A 17,112-nucleotide genomic window follows, 5' to 3' on the forward strand; every position below is an offset into this window, starting at 1 on the left:
GAGGCGGCGAGTCGCTTCACCCGCATCCCATAAGGAGGATTTAGAGTGAGGATCGGGGTGATGAAGCCTTGGCTGTTTCTGCTGCCTGCACTGCTGATTTATTTGACGGTCATTTTCGTGCCGTCGCTGTATACGCTGTATCTCAGCTTTTTTAGCTGGAACGGAGTAACTCCGGATAAAGAATTCGTAGGCTTGCACAATTACGTGGACCTGATTGTAAAAGACTCCGTCTTCCCCAGGGCGCTGAAAAACAACTTGCTCTGGATGCTCGGATCGCTCGTTTTGACGATGGGGCTTGGCCTTGGCCTGGCTCTGCTGCTGAACAAAAAAATAAAAGGACGCACCTTGTTCAGGGGAATATTTTATTTTCCGTACGTGCTGTCGGGCATCGTAGTCGCCGCGGTGTGGGCCTGGATGTACAACCCGACGCAAGGTTTTATTAACAAAGTTTTGGAAGCTGTAGGACTGGAGAGCTGGACTCACGCCTGGCTGGCCGAGCCGAAGATTGCGCTTAACGCCGTATTCGTCGCGGCCCTGTGGCAAGGGGTAGGACAGCCGATGGTGCTGTTCCTGGCAGGTCTGTCGACGATTTCGCCGGACCCTTACGAAGCTGCGATCATCGACGGGGCCAAGCCGTACCAATCGTTCTGGTACATTACGATCCCGCTTTTGCAGGAGACGTTCGTCATCGTCATCGCAACGACTATGATCGCATCCATGAAAGTATACGATATCATCTACGGCATGACCGGCGGCGGACCGGCGGAAAGCACGCAGGTGCTGTCATCGTGGATGTATTACCAAACCTTTAAATTTGCCAATATCGGAATAGGATCAGCCATTTCTTGGTATCTCGTCATTATCGTAATGATTGTTCTTGTTCCTTACGTTTATTACACGACTAAAAAATCGCACTTGTAATTTTCGGAAAGATGGTGACTGAAACAATGAACGAACTGCGGGCGCACCCGATTTCCGGCGTGTTGAAGTACGCATTTTTAATATTGCTGTCTGCTCTTTTTTTAATCCCCGTCGTATTTGTCGCATTCACTTCGCTGAAATCGAACGCCGATTTGCTGAGCCACCCGTTCTACACGCTGCCGGAAAAGTATCATTGGGACAACTTTCTGAAAGCGTGGGATCAAGGCAAAATGAGCATGTACATGAAGAACACATTGATCATTTGCCTGATCAAAGTGCCCCTCGGGATTTTGATTGAAGCTTTGGCGGCTTTCGCGCTGACCCGGCTCGATTTCAAGTGGAGCGGCCCGATGTTCACCTTATTTTTGGTGGGCATGATGATTCCGATTCAGGCGACGCTCGTGCCGCTGAACATTTTTCTGAATAAGACGCACCTGGTCAGCACGTATCCGGGGCTTATTCTGATCTACGTCGGATTCGGCATCCCGTTCGGCATTTTGATTTTGCGCGGATTTTTCCGGACGATTCCGAAAGAGCTGGACGAGGCCGCGCTGATCGACGGCTGCGGAGATTTGGGCAAATTTCTCAGAGTCATTATTCCGCTGTCGATGCCGGCCATCGCGACGCTCGTTATTTTTGACTTTTTGGCCACCTGGAACGAATTTCTGCTCGCGCAAATTTTTATTACCAAAGATTCGATGAGATTGATCACTACGGGGCTGATGGCCTTCAAGGGAGAACGTTCGACGGACTACACGCTATTGAGCGCGGCCGTGCTGATATCGATGATCCCGGTGCTGCTCGTCTACTTGACGTTCCAAAAATATTTTGTCAACGGCCTGGCCGGCTCGGTAAAGGGCTAAGGCCGGCCATACCTCCTGCCCGACGCAAGGACAGAACGATGATGGCACCTGCCGCGATATTTCCCCAAGGTCAAGGTGCCTTCTCCCTGCTGGGGAAGTTCTGCTATTCCCCAAATCTTGGCCCGTGAACGGGCACATCTGCCTCTTTTCCTTCCGATTTACTCCTAATTTCTCATTGATTTCAAATAAGACGTAGCTTTGATTTGTCTGTTGAGTTAAAATTTAGTAATGAGTTACCTGAGTCCGCGTCAGCATTTCTCAAGGAGGACAGATGAATTCAAACTATGTAAACCATCCTAAAGTCACTTCGGATAAAGCGAAGGTGAGCGAGCATGGTTCTATGGAAAAGTCCCCTTTACCGGCGAATTACCAAGACTTATCACAGCTGCAAATCATGCGGTTCCAGCAAACGATCGGAAATCGGGCCGTAGCGCAACTGCTGCAATCCAAGTTCACTAAGCCGCAGACAAACGTCAAAGAAACGACTCTGCAAAGATCCGCAAATCAAACCGGAATGTCCGACCCTATCATACAACGGAAAATAAATGCAAATAATTTTAAGGACTTTTTGGAAGAACAAATGGAATTCCAGCAGGATGTGAAGCAAGATCCTGAAATGTATGAGAAAAAATATACAACCGTCGGTTTTGAACACGAATTCGCCCAAATGACGGACGGGAGACTGCAAGGAGCTTCCCACGTCACGATTAGTGAATCTCAAGAACGCATGCCTTATACAGGTATACCGTTCGTATTGGAGACAGATGCGTCCGATGCGCTTGAATTGGTAAGTCCCCCTTTTCTTATTGAAACCGTGGGGGATAAACCGGTCCCCGATGCGGATGATGTGGACAAAGTAGACACCATCATGAAGGACACTTTGACCAGTCATACATCTTCTAATCCAAAAGTGAGTCAGTTAATTTCCGAATTCCAGAATGATCCCGGAATCAATTTCGAATTGAAAGACGTGGAAGTTGCTTCAGGAAACATGACGCCGAATACTAAAGATTCCGTACATAAGAAAGAAGCGAAGGTGTCAAAAGATGAACTGGGGAATATTCCCTTAAAACCAAGTACGAAAATGTCCATTGCGGATAAACCTCATATTAGTACCCAGGTGAATTTTGCTTCGGATGCGGACACTTTTAACATGCTCCAAGAGCTTCATGCAGGAAGCGGGATGGATGGTTACACAGACTTTTATTCCTCTATTCAAACTTCATTGCGAGATATGTTGTATCAGGAGGTCTTTAGTATCGAACTGGCAAGTTCAAAGGATGAAATCGATCGAGCTGTAACAAGTATACAAAAACTAAAATTATTGGTCGCCGGCAACATACATAAAAAAGTTCATCAGGAACTGCATGCGGCTAAATACGGCAAACCCAGCAGATTCAGTCTTTCCAAAAGTGCTGCAGATCAATATATAAGCACAAATGAGAATATCAAACATACCTTTATGGAAACGACAGATGGCGTGTTGAATGAATTGCAGAAAAGCTATATTACACCTCTAGGTTTGGAAAACGCGATCGGTCAATATCGCGAGGCGATTGCAACTCTAAATGAAAGTATCGATAATCTAAATAACGGCATCGGGGATGATCTTGTAGCCGTTCTCATTCAAGATGCTGCAGGGCCGGTAAAGGCCCTTTCTGATGAAGCCGGCGATGCTCTAGAGCAATATCCTGTCATAGCGGAGGATAAAACGAATCTGAAAGTATTTTTGGATGTGCTGGCAAGAAGTTTAAGCGGTCAGATGGCAGTACCGACGATGAAAAAACTGAGGGAAGCGCAAGAACATCGATATAAAAACCCCAGATCCGATAAGATGGGGCTTATCAAACAAGAGCATTCGGATGACATGGAAAGCAAGTTGAAATACGAACAGATGGCTTCGAGCCGCGTTAAAGATGTCAAGCAGGTCTGGATCAAAGATACGGTGATGAACATTGGGCTGGGTATCTTACAGCAAGGGGACTGGAAACGGGTTGAAGACGCACTGAAAAGCAGCGGCTTAAGAAAGCGGGTTAAGGACTTTGAAGCACCTGAATCTGTGGAACCCGAGAAACAAATGAGAAATAAGGATTTTGCGAAAGCCGTTTTGAGCGCATTGGATCAAATTGTTTATGATATCAAGAAAAATAAATTGTCTCAAGTTGATAAAAAGACAGGAAAAGCGAAAACAGACGGATTTAACGTTTTTATCGGCCCGTCAAGTCAACCCGACCTATTTTCTCATAATAAAAAATGGATCGGACCGCGTCAGGATACTTATCTGAACGCACAAAAAGTACAAATGCCGGAAATCTGGAAAGATAAAAGGCTGCATGTTATAGAAGTCAGAAACGATATTCATGAACGGCTGAAAAAATTAAAAGAAATGAACGGGGGCGATAGCCAATCGGAATAAAATGAAGAGCTCCCTTAGAACAATACTTGACTCTCTAGTACTTTACCAGAAGCATGCCTGCAAAGCCTCAGCGGGCATGCTTTCTTTCAGGGCTCCTTGTCCACTGCTATTTCCCTCAACTCATCAAGCAGCGCAAGCCAGATCGACGCATCGCGATCCTCTTGGATCGTCAATTCTGCTTTATTGCCAAGCGTCATTTCGTAAGTTCCGCCGTATTTTCTCATAAATCGGGAAATTTCATCTAGAACTGCATTCCGATGTTCATCAGGATTTAATTCCACTGCCCCATGAGCTTGATACATGGCAGCAACTTCGCGGACTGTAATCACTTCTCCGGTTCTCATTGCATAAGAAATGGTTTCAGGAATTCGATTATGGCGATTTTGCCCTTCCCGCTTATATCCAAGAAAACGCCCTTCATCTATCCATTTATTAATGGCTTGCACCGAAACGCCAAAGATTCGGGCCAACTCGCCTGTAGTATACGCTTTAATCGGTTGGGCATGGTTTACAATCTCCGCCATAAGGTTGATCAACTCTCGAAGATCCTGTCGGTTTATGCCCATGTATTCATTACAGGTCGCTGGTGCCTCTTGCGGATAATCACAGACATCATCCATAAATCAAGCCTCCGTCCCTGTTTTGTGTGGGCTGGAGGCTTTCATTTGGCTAGCGGGACCGCAGCTTTAAGCCCTTCATGCACGTGTCCCAGGCCTGGTCCGATCCCTTCCAATCCGTCCCTCTCGGCACGATAACCGGGAATACTTTATCCAGCTTCCAATCCTCGTAAACGACATCTTCGCGATTGTCCGGGTGGAAATTCACGATTAAAAATCGCGATTTGTCGTGAATGATCGGCTGCAAAACTGTGCGAAGCTGCTGCGCTTCTTTTTTTTTCGTTTGGGTTCTTATAAAAAGGACAGGGGTATTTTTCACAGTTTTCAAAAACCGGTCGACCCGGCGGCTGATTGTTGCTTTGAACCCCGGATAAGCGATCTGCCACTGCTCCGCGGGGAGACTGCGGGGGAAATCGTGGAAAGATTCCACACCATACAGATTATCTCGAATAACGAAACAATCATCGGTGGCGCCAATGGGCTGCAAATGATTCAACTCCATAAATCCTTGAAAACGATTCTCTATTAACCGGACCAATCCGTCTGCAGAGTCGGAGACAAACCAATCCAAAGGACCCGCATACCGGCGCAGTCCCAATCTTTTTAACTGATAAGCGGTTTGACACGTCGTCCCCAAGCTGATGCAGGCTTTATAGCTGCCTCTGGAATTGTTCCATTTCATCCTTTCACCTCCGGCACATGACCGAGTCGAGCCGCCGCGCCCGCAGCCGTTCCAAATCCGCCCCGCGCCGGCGCAAGTCATAACATTAGATTCAAGCCGGACTTATTATGATTGGATTCCTATCCCCGCCCCACTTTCAAACCGATGAATAAAAACGGTAAAATGGATAAATATGAAGACAGAGCTCCGTAGTGGCGTGCACATAATCAAAGGGGGAAAAGTATGAAAAAAGCGATCGCGCTGCTATTGGGCGGCTTATTGATGACGGGTGCCGCAACGGGCTGCACAAAAGGCGGTACGGCAAGCGGCGCCGGAAACAATATCGCCTCTCCGGTCAGCGTTACGCTATGGGTGCTGGATTCGCACATTTGGGTGGACGAGGCTGTGAGCGATTTTAAAAAAGAAAATCCGCATATCGATGTGCAGCTCAGCAAGTACGCCGTCGATCCGATAAAAGAAGCGCTGAAAGTAGCGGCCAATTCCAAGACGCTTCCGGATATGTGGTTTACCTGGGGAGGCTCTTTGGGTTCTTTTTACGCGGAGAACGGCATGACGATGGATTTGACGCAGGCGTCCAAAGACCATAAATGGTCCGAAATTTACGACAAAGCGGCCATCGATTTGTCCACATATAACGGGAAAGTCGCCGGTATCCCTTACCATTTGAACGCCGTCGACATGTGGTATTCGAAGAACGTTTACGGGAAGCTGAATCTCAAGGCGCCTGCAACGTTCGATGAATTTGAAGCGCAGTTAAAGACGATGAAAGAGAGTGGGGTCACGCCGCTGGGGTTAGGCGCCAAAGGGGGCTGGCATCTGATGCGTCTTACGGATCAGCTTTTGGAGCATTTTGCCGGTCCGGAGCTGCATGACAAGCTGAACGACCTCTCGGCGTCCTGGAACAATCCGGCGGTAGTCCGGACGTTCGAGAGGCTCAAAGAGTACACGAGCAAGGGTTACTTCCCCAAAGGCTACGTATCCCTTGACGAATCGGAAGCCTACGACCTGTTCTTAAACGATAAAACCGCCCTGACCGTCGAGGGGAGCTGGCTGGACAGAAACATAAGATCCGACGGGTTCAAGCCGGCCGATTACGGGGTTTTCAAGTTTCCGAGCGACCGGACGCCGGCAAGAACATCGGTTTTTGCGGAAATGTTCCAGATCAACGGCAAAATCGACCAGGCCAAACAGGAGGCCGCTTTGAAACTGGGCGAATACTTGACGAGCCCGCTTGTCGCGAACAAATACATCGACAATTACGGCACTCCGGCCGCGCTGAATGTGACATTCACGGAAACGACGCCGCACATCCGCCCGCTGCTTGCTATGGCGAAAGCCGGCAGCTTTTTGATCACCGACCAGGCTTTGCCGCAGCAAATCACGCAAACGTTGTTCGAAGCGCAGGACAAAGTCACGCTGGGCGAATGGACGCCGCAGCAAGCGGCGGAAGCGATGGACAAGGCGGTTGCCGATTACAAAAGCAAACGAAAATAAAGCGGGCGCCGCGCGCCCTGTGTTCGGGTTCGCCGGGCAAAATGCGTGTTCGCGGAAGTTCGGCCGAGCCGAGCGAACCTTTTGCAACAACTATAGAGGCGTAATAAAGTAAAAGGAAGGCTGCAAGCGTTGTGTGATCGGTGTCCGGGTTTGCCGGACAAAATGGAGTGCGCATGGAAGCCGGTCAGACCCTCTGTCGAAGTCCTGCATGCGTTGAGGTAGGCCGATTTCCACTAAATGTCTGAAATTTAAACAAATATATCGGTTTTTTGGTGTATATTTCCATGAAAAACCAGTTACTATGTAGGTGACTGGCATGGATGCTTGATGCCGATCCATTAGATTGAAAGGAGGGAGACAGTTTCACAGATTGAAAAGTAAGCGCTTACGAAATTGGGATGGGGCAAAAGGAGGGATGTTTTGACAAATGGTTGTACAGGTTCTATAGCGGCGAGCGAATCAGGGCTTGCCGCTGCAAAAACAGTGATAATGGAGGGATGATTGAATGACAAATAAATTGCGTTTCCCGGTGCGGCTGTGCGCCGTACTCATCGCGGCTGTTACCATAGCCGCATCCGGTATTATTCCGCAGCCGTCGGCTTCGGCGGCTTCCCCGCGTCAGGCGGAAAAACTGAATCGCGGCGTTGTGGCGGTTAAGGTGTCAAACGGCGTCTTTGTAAGCTGGAGGCTCCTTGGCACGGAGGACAGCTCGGTTTCGTTTAATTTGTACCGCAACGGGACGAAAGTGAATGCCAGTCCGATCACGAACAGCACCAATTATCAGGACGCCGCGGGCACGGCCTCCGCCAGCTATACGGTGCGGGCGGTAGTGAACGGCACGGAGCAGGCTGTATCCCCGGCGGCAAGCGTGTGGGGAAATCAGTACCTGGACGTGCCTATTCAAAAGCCGACAGGCGGCACGACGCCATCCGGCGAAAGCTATACCTACAGCGCCAATGATGCAAGCGTAGGAGATCTGGACGGCGACGGCGAGTACGAAATCATCCTGAAGTGGGACCCTTCCAATTCCAAAGACAACTCGCAGAGCGGTTATACCGGCAACGTGTATCTGGACGCCTACAAGCTGAACGGCACGCGCCTGTGGAGAATCAACCTCGGCAAAAACATCCGCGCCGGCGCCCACTACACGCAGTTCCTCGTCTATGATTTTGACGGCGACGGCAAAGCCGAGGTGGTATGCAAAACGGCTGACGGCACCGTTGACGGAACGGGCGTCACAATCGGAAGCGCGACTGCGGATTACCGCAACTCCAGCGGCTATATTTTGTCGGGACCCGAATTTCTGACGGTGTTTTCCGGGCAAAGCGGGAAGGCGCTCTCCACGATCGATTACGTGCCGCCGAGAGGAACGGTCTCCAGCTGGGGGGACAACTACGGCAACCGCGTCGACCGGTTTCTCGCTTGTGTCGCTTATTTGGACGGCGTGCGCCCAAGCATTGTAATGGCACGCGGCTACTACACCCGCACGGTAGTCGTCGCTTATGATTGGCGCAACGGCAGCCTGACGAGAAGATGGACGTTCGACAGCAACAGTTCCACGAATGCGGGCACCGCCGGGCAAGGCAACCATAACCTCAGCGTAGCCGATGTGGATGGCGACGGCAAAGATGAAATCGCCTACGGCTCGCTCGGCATCGACGATAACGGAGCGACTTTGTACAATACCGCTCTCGGGCACGGAGACGCGATGCATCTCGGGGATCTGAACCCCGATCGGGCTGGTCTGGAGGTATTTCAGGTACACGAGAATACCAGCGCCCAGTATGGCGCGGAGATCCACGATGCCCGCACCGGCCAGATTTTGTGGGGCCTGCGCACAGGCACAGATACGGGAAGAGGGCTGGCCGCGGATATTGACCCCAGGTACAAGGGCGAAGAGCTCTGGGCATCCGGCATCGGGCTGTACAGCGTTACGGGCACGCAGATCAGCAGCAGCAGCAATCCCGGCTCTACCAATTTTGCGATTTGGTGGGACGGGGATTTATCCCGCGAGCTTCTGGATCACAGTTCCAACGTCGGCAAAATTGACAAATGGGACTACGCCAACAACCGGCTGGTCAACTTGTTAACGGCTTCCGGCACGAACTCGAACAACTCGACCAAAGCGACCCCGTCTCTGCAGGCCGATCTTCTAGGGGACTGGCGGGAAGAAGTAATCTGGAGAAAATCCGACAGCTCCGCCCTGCGGATCTATACGACTACCGACGTCACGACGACAAAAATTCATACCTTGATGCACGATCCCGTCTACCGGCTCGGCATCGCCTGGCAAAATGTCGCGTACAACCAGCCGCCTCATACAAGCTTCTATCTGGGCACCGGCATGAGCACCCCGCCGAAGCCGAACATCTACACGACGCCGTAATCAACCGGCGCTACAAAGGGCTGACCCACAAGCAGCATCAGCTGCCGGTGAGTCAGCCTTTTTTCGGTCGGGCCTCCGTGTGAGTGGAGCCCGCCGGAGGGGCGCCGCGAGCCCGGCCGCATCCAATGAACCTCACGCCATGTCCGGTTATTCCGGTACTCATGTGTAAAGCAGCTGTTGCCGAGCACTGCGACTTCCCGATTCTGATATCCGACTTCCGCCAATCCAAGCACAAAGCTTCCTTTGCGAATTTGCCCGTATAGCTTTCGATTAGCGTCGGTCGGCTTGCAGTAAAGTCCGATCTCACCCACCGGTTCCTGCAATTCCCGTTCGTGCTCAACCAAAGCAGCCATCGCTTCCAACAGCATCCTCCCATTGCGGAATTCGGCCTCCAGATAGAGAAGTTGTACTTCAAGTTACTTTAACGGATGAGACTACTACAGAAACTGAAAGGAAAGCGCTTTATATCAGGTTTCATTGACATTTTCCAAGCTGTAAAGGCATAGCCATGGGAGAGAGGGACAAGCGCGAGCGGGCGCCGTTGTGCGCGGTAGGGGGGCCGCGCCGCCGCGCCGTAGGGCAGCATCGCACGGAGTACGAAGCGAATGCCGCCGGGCGCGGGAGGTGCGCCGCGAGCGCAGCCGCCGCGCCGCAGGACAGCGTCGCACGGAACGCGAAGCGAACGCCGATGGGCGGCCCTGCGCAGAAAGCCTGCAAAAGTACAGTTTTTGCTCGGATGATACTCTGGAAATGGAAAATTCCTGCAAATGTGCAGGCTTTTCACCGCGAACACGGGCTCAGATTCATTTTCATCGAAAATTCCTGCACAATCGCAGGCTTTTCGCCCAAATGAACCATTTTTACGGAAAAAAACTGCACTTTTGCAGGTTTTCACTCTGACAAGCCGCCCTGTAGCCCCTTACTTTAGTGTCATAACCCGTACAGGAGAGTAGTGGGTTGAGGAAGGGCGGCTGCCTCCCCCACTGCTTCCTCTAGCGCGTCACTTTATCGACAATCTGGTTTTTGCAGGTTTTCAACGCTTTAGTGGGGATGCGCCTCTCTAGTGTACGTCCCTCAACAGTTTGCACTTTATACGAAAATAGAACGCAGCAGCCTGATTATTTTCATTCAGTGGTACGACGTACATGGGGGTTATGGGGGGAGCAGCTTACGAAAATAGAACGTTGTAGCCTGCTTATTTTCATTCAGTGGGCGACGTTCACAGCGTCAAGGGAGTTTTTGCAGCTTACGAAGATAAAACGCAGTTGACCTGACTATTTTCATTCTGTGGGGTAACATCCACGGGGTCATGAGACTTGTTGCAGGTTGTCCGGGTTGATTGTTTTGTGAGTTGTCCGGCTTCATGGCTTTCGCAGGTTTCTGCGCTGCGCTGCGCTGTGCTGAGCTTGCTGGAGTCGCGCACCGTTCCCTTCAACTCCCCGCGGAGCCATGCAAATTTTTGCCGCCGCTGAGTTTCCGCGGCAATTTCTTTTATGTTGCTCGGAACGCGAAACGAGCGCCAGTGCATGATGTCGTAAATTTATACGTCAATGTCGTTAAATTGAACTAAAAATAAAGCGAATACTGTGCTACATTTAGCAGAGGATGTCTAAATTTTATACATGGAGGAGCGATTGCGATGACTCTGCGTATTGGCAAAATCAGCTATTGGCACGTACATGCATGGGATTATACGAAGCAAGCCCAGGAGCATCCGGATACGGAAATTACCGGAGTGTGGGACGAAGATCCGGTCCGCGGCAAGGAAGCGGCCGACCGGCAGGGGGTGCCGTTTTTCGCATCGCTCGACGAGCTGTTGTCCAGCGGCATCGACGCGGTCATTGTCGACGCGCCGACAAACCGGCACAGCGAAGTTATGTTGGCGGCGGCGAGAGCGGGCAAGCACATTTTCACGGAAAAGGTGCTGGCGCCCACCCTGCGCGAAGCGAATGAAATTGTAGCCGCGGCTGACAGCAGCGGCGTGAAGCTGACCGTCTCGCTGCCGCGCCTTAACGACGGATATACGCTGGCGATCCGCGATATTTTGGCGCAGGGGCTGCTCGGAGACGTTACGCTCGTGCGTGCGCGGCTGTCGCATAACGGGGCGACGGCCGGCTGGCTGCCGGAACATTTTTTTAATGCAGAACAGTGCTGTGGAGGCGCTTTAATCGATCTCGGCTGCCATCCGATGTACCTGACGCGCCTGTTTCTGGGCGAGGCTCCCGTCGATATTACGGCGCGGTTCGGCTATGTGACCGGCAAGCAGGTGGAGGACAACGCGGTTGCGGTGCTTTCGACCGGGTCCGGCGCGCTGGGGATCGTCGAAGCGGGGTTTGTGAACAGTCAATCGCCTTTTACTATCGAGATTCACGGCACCGAAGGCACTTTGCTGTACGGAACGCCGGAGAACAAGCTGCTGCTGAGAACGGGCGGCACAGGCGGGCAGTTCTCGGATGCGTGGCATGAGGTTCCTCTCCCCGACAGAAGGGCAAGCGCTTTCGAACAATGGGTGGAGCACATCCGCAGCGGTACGTCGGCCGAAGAAAATATTCGTCTGGCCGTGGAGCTGACCAAGCTGATGGAGGCGTCTAACCGGTCGGCACGCGAGAACCGCGCTGTCCGACTGGATGAGCTCCAAGGCTGACAAGGAGGAAGCCGGTTTGCACACTGGAATCTCTTACGAAACGATGCGGGAGCGCCAGGACGCTTTGGAGCGGCTCGATCTTACCGTTCGTTGGGGGCATTACGAGATCAGGGTGCTCCGGTTTCATCTGACCTCCTTTGCTCCCGGGAAGACGGTAGCTTTTCACAAGCATTCCGAGTTCGAGTTCCATTTTATCCCGCGCGGCAAAGGGAAAGTGATCCTCGTCGACCGGTGTTTCGACCTGACGGGCGGGCAGTTTTATTTGACGGGTCCGGGCGTCATGCATTTTCAGGAAGCGGACGCGCAGGAAGCGATGGATGAGCTGTGCTTGCATATCGATATCGTCGACAGGAGCTCGGTGTATGCGAACGCGAGCGAATACGGGGCGGACCCCTGGGAGATTGCCGAAGCGAAAAACTGCGTGGACCAGCTGCAGCGCGCGCCGCTTCTCCCGGCCGAGGACATATACGAAGCGATGCCGTTCTTCCTGGAGGCGTACACCGCATGCTGCGAAAATGTTCTCGGCTCGTACACGACGATCAAGCAGTGCATCGTGCAAATTTTGCTCCGCGCGGCCCGCGCCTATGGAGCCGACCGCGCCCGGCCCGAGCTTCCTTCCCGCGATTTGAGCGTCAACCGCTACCGGTTTGCACTGCAATACATCCGCGCGAACTATGCGGGGACGTTGACTCTGGAGGATGTCGCCGAGAAGCTGAACATCAGCTCGCGTCAACTGCAGCGCATTCTCAAGGCGCACCACGGCGAGCGCACTTTTGTAGGCATCGTGGAAGATGTCAGGCTTGAAGCCGTATGCCGGAAGCTGGAGGAAAGCGAGCTGTCGATCGACAAAATCGCCATGCTCGAAGGTTTTGCAAACGCGAATTATTTGCACACGGTATTTCGCAAACGTTTCGGCATTACGCCCCAGGAATACCGTATGCGCAACGGGCATTTTAAAAGGAGGAGTCAACGATGACACGAGTGTATCGGATAGGCATTATCGGCTGCGGAGGTATCGCGAACGGCAAGCATTTGCCGAGCCTGAGCAAGCTGCAAAACGTCGTGATCGCGGCATTTTGCGATATTGTAAGGGAAAGGGCTGAGGAAGCGGCCAAAACGTACGGCCCGGAAGCCGCGAAGGTTTATACGGATTACGCGGAATTGCTGCAGGACGAAACTATCGATATCGTACATGTATGCACACCGAACGATTCCCATGCGGATATTACGATTGCGGCGCTGGAAGCGGGCAAGCACGTCATGTGCGAAAAGCCGATGGCCAAAACCGCCGCAGATGCGAAGCGGATGGCGGAAGCCGCCCGCCGTACCGGCAAAAAGCTGACGATCGGCTACAACAATCGTTTTCGCCCGGACAGCCAGCACCTGAAGGAGCTTTGCGCCGCCGGGGAGCTGGGCGATATTTATTACGCCAAAGCTCACGCGATCCGCAGACGTGCGGTGCCGACCTGGGGCGTTTTTCTGGATGAAGAGAAGCAGGGAGGGGGCCCGCTTATCGATATCGGCACACATGCGCTCGATCTGACATTGTGGATGATGGACAATTACAAGCCTCGGGTCGTGCTGGGCACCGCATACCACAAGTTATCGCAGCGCGAGAATGCAGCTAACGCCTGGGGGCCGTGGGACCCTGCCAAGTTCACGGTGGAAGATTCCGCATTTGGCATGGTCGTGATGGAGAACGGCGCGACCATCGTGATCGAATCGAGCTGGGCGCTGAACTCGCTTGAAGTCGACGAAGCCAAGTGCACGCTGTGCGGCACGGAAGGCGGCGCCGATATGAAGGGCGGCCTGCGCATCAACGGCGAAAAGAACAGCCGTTTGTTTACGACGGAGGTGGAGCTGAACGCCGGCGGCGTCGCGTTTTACGACGGGGCCAAGGATAGCGCGCCCGATCTGGAGATGAGGCTGTGGCTGGACGCGATCGACAACGACCGGGAACCGGTGGTCACCCCGGAGCAGGCATATGTCGTATCGCAAATTCTTGAAGCGCTGTACGAATCGTCCCGCACAGGGCAGGCGGTTTATTTCAACCAATAAGACCGGGGCCGTTCGGGCCCGAAGGCGAAGTTCGTTTGTGATCGACCGACCGCCGCCATGCAGCGCAGCACCGCACGCTGTGAGCTGCGCGAAGTCCGTCAAGCGGGCTGCGTTTTTGGGCTCTTTTTTACGATTTGACAAATTCGTAAACCAGGCTGTTGCTTAAGCTTGGCGTATAGTACCGCCCGGTATGGACGAAGCGCAGCAGAGGCTGATGCCTGTCCGACAACGACAGGACGATCGCCGGCTCGCTGTTGTGAATGCGGATCGTGCAGCCGGGCAAATACCGGGGAATCGTGCGGACAGCGGCGGCTACGACGGTGGCGTGATAGCAGGTGCTTTGAAAAGCCTGGACGATATCGAGTGCTTCCGCGTACATGGAGCGGCACGTCTCGGCAAACTTTTCAAACAGGTTCGCGATGCCGCATATTTGCGGCTGCTCCCCAAACGCTTCTCCGCGCAGCTCCTGCGGGTAACCGGTTCCATTCAAAGCCTCGTGATGCTGAAGCGCTATCATTGCCGACATTGCGCTTATTTCCGGGTGCCCCTGCAGCATCTCGTAACCCGCCTGCGGGTGCTCTCTGCGGCTCGCGGCCCGCTCTTTGCCGATGTCGTGCAGCAGCCCTCCGACGCCGAGCTCGAACAGTTGCCGGCTCGTATACGGAAACAGCAAGCCAATTTGCAGCGACCACAGCGCGACGTTGACCGCGTGGGCGTATAGCCGTAAGCGCTCCGGCACGGAACCGGAGGGCAGAGGGACGATCACTTTTTTTTCCGCGCACATGTTTAGCATGGCTGTCACGATTTCTTCGATCTTTTGCATGTCCAGCCGCCCGCCGGCGGCCGTCTTGTAAATGTCGCGCGTTTGACGAACCCAATCTATCCAGACGGGCGAAGCGATCAATTCGGGAAAACGTACTTCCCGGGTCATTTCATCCTCGACTACAATTTTTTCAATCCGCAGCTCGGTTAGTTGCCGCAAAAGGCAGCAGTCGAGCTGCTCGCCGGATGCGTACAGGCACGTTCCGTTTTCATCGAATACGGGACGCGCAAGCCGGCAGATGCCGGGGGCGATTTCGTTCAGGTTCACGATGTGCATGGGGCCGTCTCCTCGTTGTTATTTTGCAGCAGCTCGGCGATAAAGCCGGGCAGTTGATCTTCGGGCAGCGGACGGCTCAATAAATAGCCTTGAGCGATATCGCAGTTTAATTTTTTCAACTCCGACAGCTGTTCGTCCGTTTCTAGCCCTTCTGCGACGACCACATAATCCAGTTGTTTGGCGAGCTGGACGATGGACTGCATAATGATCGATTCGCGCGGATTTACAACGTCCTGGGTGAAGGAACGGTCGATTTTCAAGGTGTGGAGGGGCAGCCGTTTCAAATAATTGAGCGAGGAATAGCCTGTGCCGAAGTCGTCGAGCGCAAGCAGGACGCCGATCGTTTCCAACAGGCGGAGCTGCCGCTCGGCGAATTCGAACGAGGAAATCAGCATGCTTTCCGTAATTTCCAGCTCGATCGATTGCGGCTGAAGACCGGCGTTTTGAAGAATATGGTTCACTTCGCCGGGAAAAGAGCTATCGGACAGCTGCGCGGCGGAAATGTTGACCGACATCGTCGCGTCCGGGAACGAGCGGATAATTTGCAGATGGGCCGCGCACGCCTGTTCCAGCACCCATAAGCCGATCGGCTTGATGAGTCCCGTTTCTTCGGCAATGGGAATGAATTCGGCGGGCGGAATGAAGCCCATGACCGGATGCTTCCACCGGAGCAGTGCCTCAAAACCGCGCAGTTCGCCGGTAAGAAGATCGAACTGCGGCTGATAATGCAGAGAAAGCTGATCTTTGCGAAGCGCATGGTACAGCGCGTCTTGAAGCTTGTACCGCTGAAGCAAAGCCGCCTCGGAAGGGACCGCGGCCGGCATTCCGCCTTTTTGCCGAAAGGCTTGCAGCGCCGATTCGATAAACGTTTCGGCTTCCTCGCCCTGATGCTTGAAGGTCGCCGTGTCGACAAAAAGGCAAAGAGGCATATGGTTGATCTTGTACGGTCTGGTGATGACGAGCCTGAGCTTGTCGGCATAAGCATCGATTCCGCGCTTAAGCTCCTGTTCCGTGAGGCACAGGATGAATTCCTGCTCTCCGACGAACACCGGACGCTCGTCCTGAAGGCGAAAGCTCATCTCCTGCAAAATGCGCCTGCGGAAGCCATGGCCGTAAACGGCGCCGATGGCGGACAAATTGTCCAGGCGAAGCGCGATGAAAGAAAACGGGATGCGCTTTCGAATCAGCCGCCGAACCTTGAGCTTAAGCCACTGCTTGTTCGGAAGCCCGCTTTCCGGGTCGATCAGCCTGGCCGTTTTGCGCTGCGACTCGGCTTGAATGAAGTGCATAATGGAGCATGCCGCCAGGGGATTGAGCAGCAGAATAGGGACTAGGGCGTCCGAAATGAGCAGCTTCGCCGAAGGCGGCGGCAGCAGGAAGACCCATCCCACATTGGCGCCCAGGACCGAGAGCCCGAACAACGTTGGAAACGCAAATTTGCCGGACGCGCCGTATTTCATATGGATCGTGCGGTACATAAGCCCGATGGCCGCAGCCGTAGCCGCCATCATGACGCCCGAGAACGCTCCGGCCCCTCCGAGCCACAGGCGGAATCCTCCGGTCAGCACGAAGCCGATGGCGGCAGCAAGGGCTCCGCCGTAAAAGCTTCCGAGCGCGACAAGGATGCTGCGCATATCCAGCATAACGCCATCCGCGAGATGAATCGGCATATTCATCGACAGGAGAGCCGCGAAGCCGAAGATGCATCCGCAGACAGCGTGTTTGGCCCATTTTTTCCAATGGATGGCGAGGGGGAGCAGATGATTGACGAGAATGATGAATAAGGCGATATCGCCTAAATTTTTGAGCAGATTGAAGGCGATTTGTGAAGAGGACAATACGCGGACCTCCGATCGTTCGTTGGATGCTGTCCTCATTATGGAAAAAAAGTTTTTAGGAACTTGAGAGATGGATATTAGCAAAATATTAAAT

At 53.1% G+C, this 17,112-nt stretch carries 14 protein-coding genes; 8 read left to right on the forward strand and 6 right to left on the reverse strand.

Features of this window, described 5'->3' with window-relative positions; genetic code table 11:
* Window positions 1-60: 60 nt before the first annotated feature.
* The 3 genes from AC0LWT_RS19605 (at window position 61) to AC0LWT_RS19615 (ending at window position 4,200) form a co-directional block, all read left to right on the forward strand.
* A complete protein-coding gene (locus tag AC0LWT_RS19605; RefSeq protein WP_474683033.1) occupies window positions 61-921 on the forward strand; it encodes a carbohydrate ABC transporter permease in 861 nt (286 codons plus the stop codon).
* Window positions 922-947: 26 nt separating this feature from the next.
* Window positions 948-1,784: a carbohydrate ABC transporter permease gene (locus AC0LWT_RS19610; RefSeq protein ID WP_474682944.1), complete on the forward strand. Its 837-nt coding sequence runs from the start codon at window positions 948-950 to the stop codon at window positions 1,782-1,784.
* Between the two features lie 271 nt (window positions 1,785-2,055).
* The gene (locus AC0LWT_RS19615) at window positions 2,056-4,200 is read left to right on the forward strand and encodes a hypothetical protein (protein ID WP_474682945.1); all 2,145 of its coding nucleotides are present in this window, start codon (window positions 2,056-2,058) and stop codon (window positions 4,198-4,200) included.
* An 86-nt stretch (window positions 4,201-4,286) separates the two neighbouring features.
* Here the strand turns inward: AC0LWT_RS19615 and AC0LWT_RS19620 are convergent, their stop codons facing one another.
* The gene (locus tag AC0LWT_RS19620; protein WP_474682946.1) at window positions 4,287-4,820 is read right to left on the reverse strand and encodes a helix-turn-helix domain-containing protein; all 534 of its coding nucleotides are present in this window, start codon (window positions 4,818-4,820) and stop codon (window positions 4,287-4,289) included.
* Between the two features lie 49 nt (window positions 4,821-4,869).
* Window positions 4,870-5,499, reverse strand: coding sequence for a DUF1796 family putative cysteine peptidase (locus AC0LWT_RS19625; protein ID WP_474682947.1), 630 nt, complete (start codon window positions 5,497-5,499; stop codon window positions 4,870-4,872).
* Between the two features lie 222 nt (window positions 5,500-5,721).
* Here AC0LWT_RS19625 and AC0LWT_RS19630 point away from each other — a divergent pair, with 222 nt between their 5' ends.
* Together AC0LWT_RS19630 and AC0LWT_RS19635 are read left to right on the forward strand one after the other, a co-directional pair.
* Complete coding sequence (locus AC0LWT_RS19630) at window positions 5,722-6,993, forward strand: ABC transporter substrate-binding protein (protein WP_474682948.1); 1,272 nt, start codon at window positions 5,722-5,724, stop codon at window positions 6,991-6,993.
* 505 nt (window positions 6,994-7,498) lie between these two features.
* Window positions 7,499-9,379: a rhamnogalacturonan lyase gene (locus AC0LWT_RS19635; RefSeq protein WP_474682949.1), complete on the forward strand. Its 1,881-nt coding sequence runs from the start codon at window positions 7,499-7,501 to the stop codon at window positions 9,377-9,379.
* On the opposite strand, the gene AC0LWT_RS19640 is transcribed toward AC0LWT_RS19635, so the two are convergent.
* Entirely contained in the window at window positions 9,364-9,741 is a 378-nt protein-coding gene (locus AC0LWT_RS19640) for a hypothetical protein (protein ID WP_474682950.1), read from the reverse strand. The genes AC0LWT_RS19635 and AC0LWT_RS19640 overlap by 16 nt on opposite strands.
* A 59-nt stretch (window positions 9,742-9,800) precedes the next feature.
* On the reverse strand, window positions 9,801-10,274 hold the full coding sequence (locus tag AC0LWT_RS19645) for a hypothetical protein (RefSeq protein WP_474682951.1): 474 nt from the start codon (window positions 10,272-10,274) through the stop codon (window positions 9,801-9,803).
* Window positions 10,275-11,018: 744 nt separating this feature from the next.
* On the opposite strand from AC0LWT_RS19645, the gene AC0LWT_RS19650 reads away from it, so the two are divergent.
* Genes AC0LWT_RS19650 through AC0LWT_RS19660 form a run of 3 tightly spaced genes read left to right on the forward strand, consistent with a single transcriptional unit; the run spans window position 11,019 to window position 14,081 of the window.
* Complete coding sequence (locus AC0LWT_RS19650; protein ID WP_474682952.1) at window positions 11,019-12,023, forward strand: Gfo/Idh/MocA family protein; 1,005 nt, start codon at window positions 11,019-11,021, stop codon at window positions 12,021-12,023.
* Window positions 12,024-12,066: 43 nt separating this feature from the next.
* The gene (locus AC0LWT_RS19655) at window positions 12,067-12,999 is read left to right on the forward strand and encodes a helix-turn-helix domain-containing protein (RefSeq protein ID WP_474683034.1); all 933 of its coding nucleotides are present in this window, start codon (window positions 12,067-12,069) and stop codon (window positions 12,997-12,999) included.
* Window positions 12,996-14,081: a Gfo/Idh/MocA family protein gene (locus tag AC0LWT_RS19660; RefSeq protein WP_474682953.1), complete on the forward strand. Its 1,086-nt coding sequence runs from the start codon at window positions 12,996-12,998 to the stop codon at window positions 14,079-14,081. Before AC0LWT_RS19655 ends, AC0LWT_RS19660 begins: the two co-directional genes overlap by 4 nt.
* 127 nt (window positions 14,082-14,208) lie before the next feature.
* On the opposite strand, the gene AC0LWT_RS19665 is transcribed toward AC0LWT_RS19660, so the two are convergent.
* Window positions 14,209-15,180, reverse strand: coding sequence for an HD-GYP domain-containing protein (locus AC0LWT_RS19665; protein WP_474682954.1), 972 nt, complete (start codon window positions 15,178-15,180; stop codon window positions 14,209-14,211).
* A complete protein-coding gene (locus AC0LWT_RS19670; protein ID WP_474682955.1) occupies window positions 15,168-17,018 on the reverse strand; it encodes a putative bifunctional diguanylate cyclase/phosphodiesterase in 1,851 nt (616 codons plus the stop codon). The genes AC0LWT_RS19665 and AC0LWT_RS19670 overlap by 13 nt, the downstream gene beginning before the upstream one ends.
* Between the last annotated feature and the right edge of the window lie 94 nt (window positions 17,019-17,112).

The organism is Paenibacillus sp. sgz302164 (genome assembly GCF_056120505.1).

Coding starts and splice junctions, on each gene's coding strand:
- AC0LWT_RS19625 (WP_474682947.1), bottom strand. CDS start 5,499: ATGAAATGGAACAATTCCAGAGGCAGCTATAAAGCCTGCATCAGCTTG.
- AC0LWT_RS19605 (WP_474683033.1), top strand. CDS start 61: ATGAAGCCTTGGCTGTTTCTGCTGCCTGCACTGCTGATTTATTTGACG.
- AC0LWT_RS19620 (WP_474682946.1), bottom strand. CDS start 4,820: ATGGATGATGTCTGTGATTATCCGCAAGAGGCACCAGCGACCTGTAAT.
- AC0LWT_RS19615 (WP_474682945.1), top strand. CDS start 2,056: ATGAATTCAAACTATGTAAACCATCCTAAAGTCACTTCGGATAAAGCG.
- AC0LWT_RS19630 (WP_474682948.1), top strand. CDS start 5,722: ATGAAAAAAGCGATCGCGCTGCTATTGGGCGGCTTATTGATGACGGGT.
- AC0LWT_RS19610 (WP_474682944.1), top strand. CDS start 948: ATGAACGAACTGCGGGCGCACCCGATTTCCGGCGTGTTGAAGTACGCA.
- AC0LWT_RS19635 (WP_474682949.1), top strand. CDS start 7,499: ATGACAAATAAATTGCGTTTCCCGGTGCGGCTGTGCGCCGTACTCATC.
- AC0LWT_RS19655 (WP_474683034.1), top strand. CDS start 12,067: ATGCGGGAGCGCCAGGACGCTTTGGAGCGGCTCGATCTTACCGTTCGT.
- AC0LWT_RS19665 (WP_474682954.1), bottom strand. CDS start 15,180: ATGCACATCGTGAACCTGAACGAAATCGCCCCCGGCATCTGCCGGCTT.
- AC0LWT_RS19650 (WP_474682952.1), top strand. CDS start 11,019: ATGACTCTGCGTATTGGCAAAATCAGCTATTGGCACGTACATGCATGG.
- AC0LWT_RS19660 (WP_474682953.1), top strand. CDS start 12,996: ATGACACGAGTGTATCGGATAGGCATTATCGGCTGCGGAGGTATCGCG.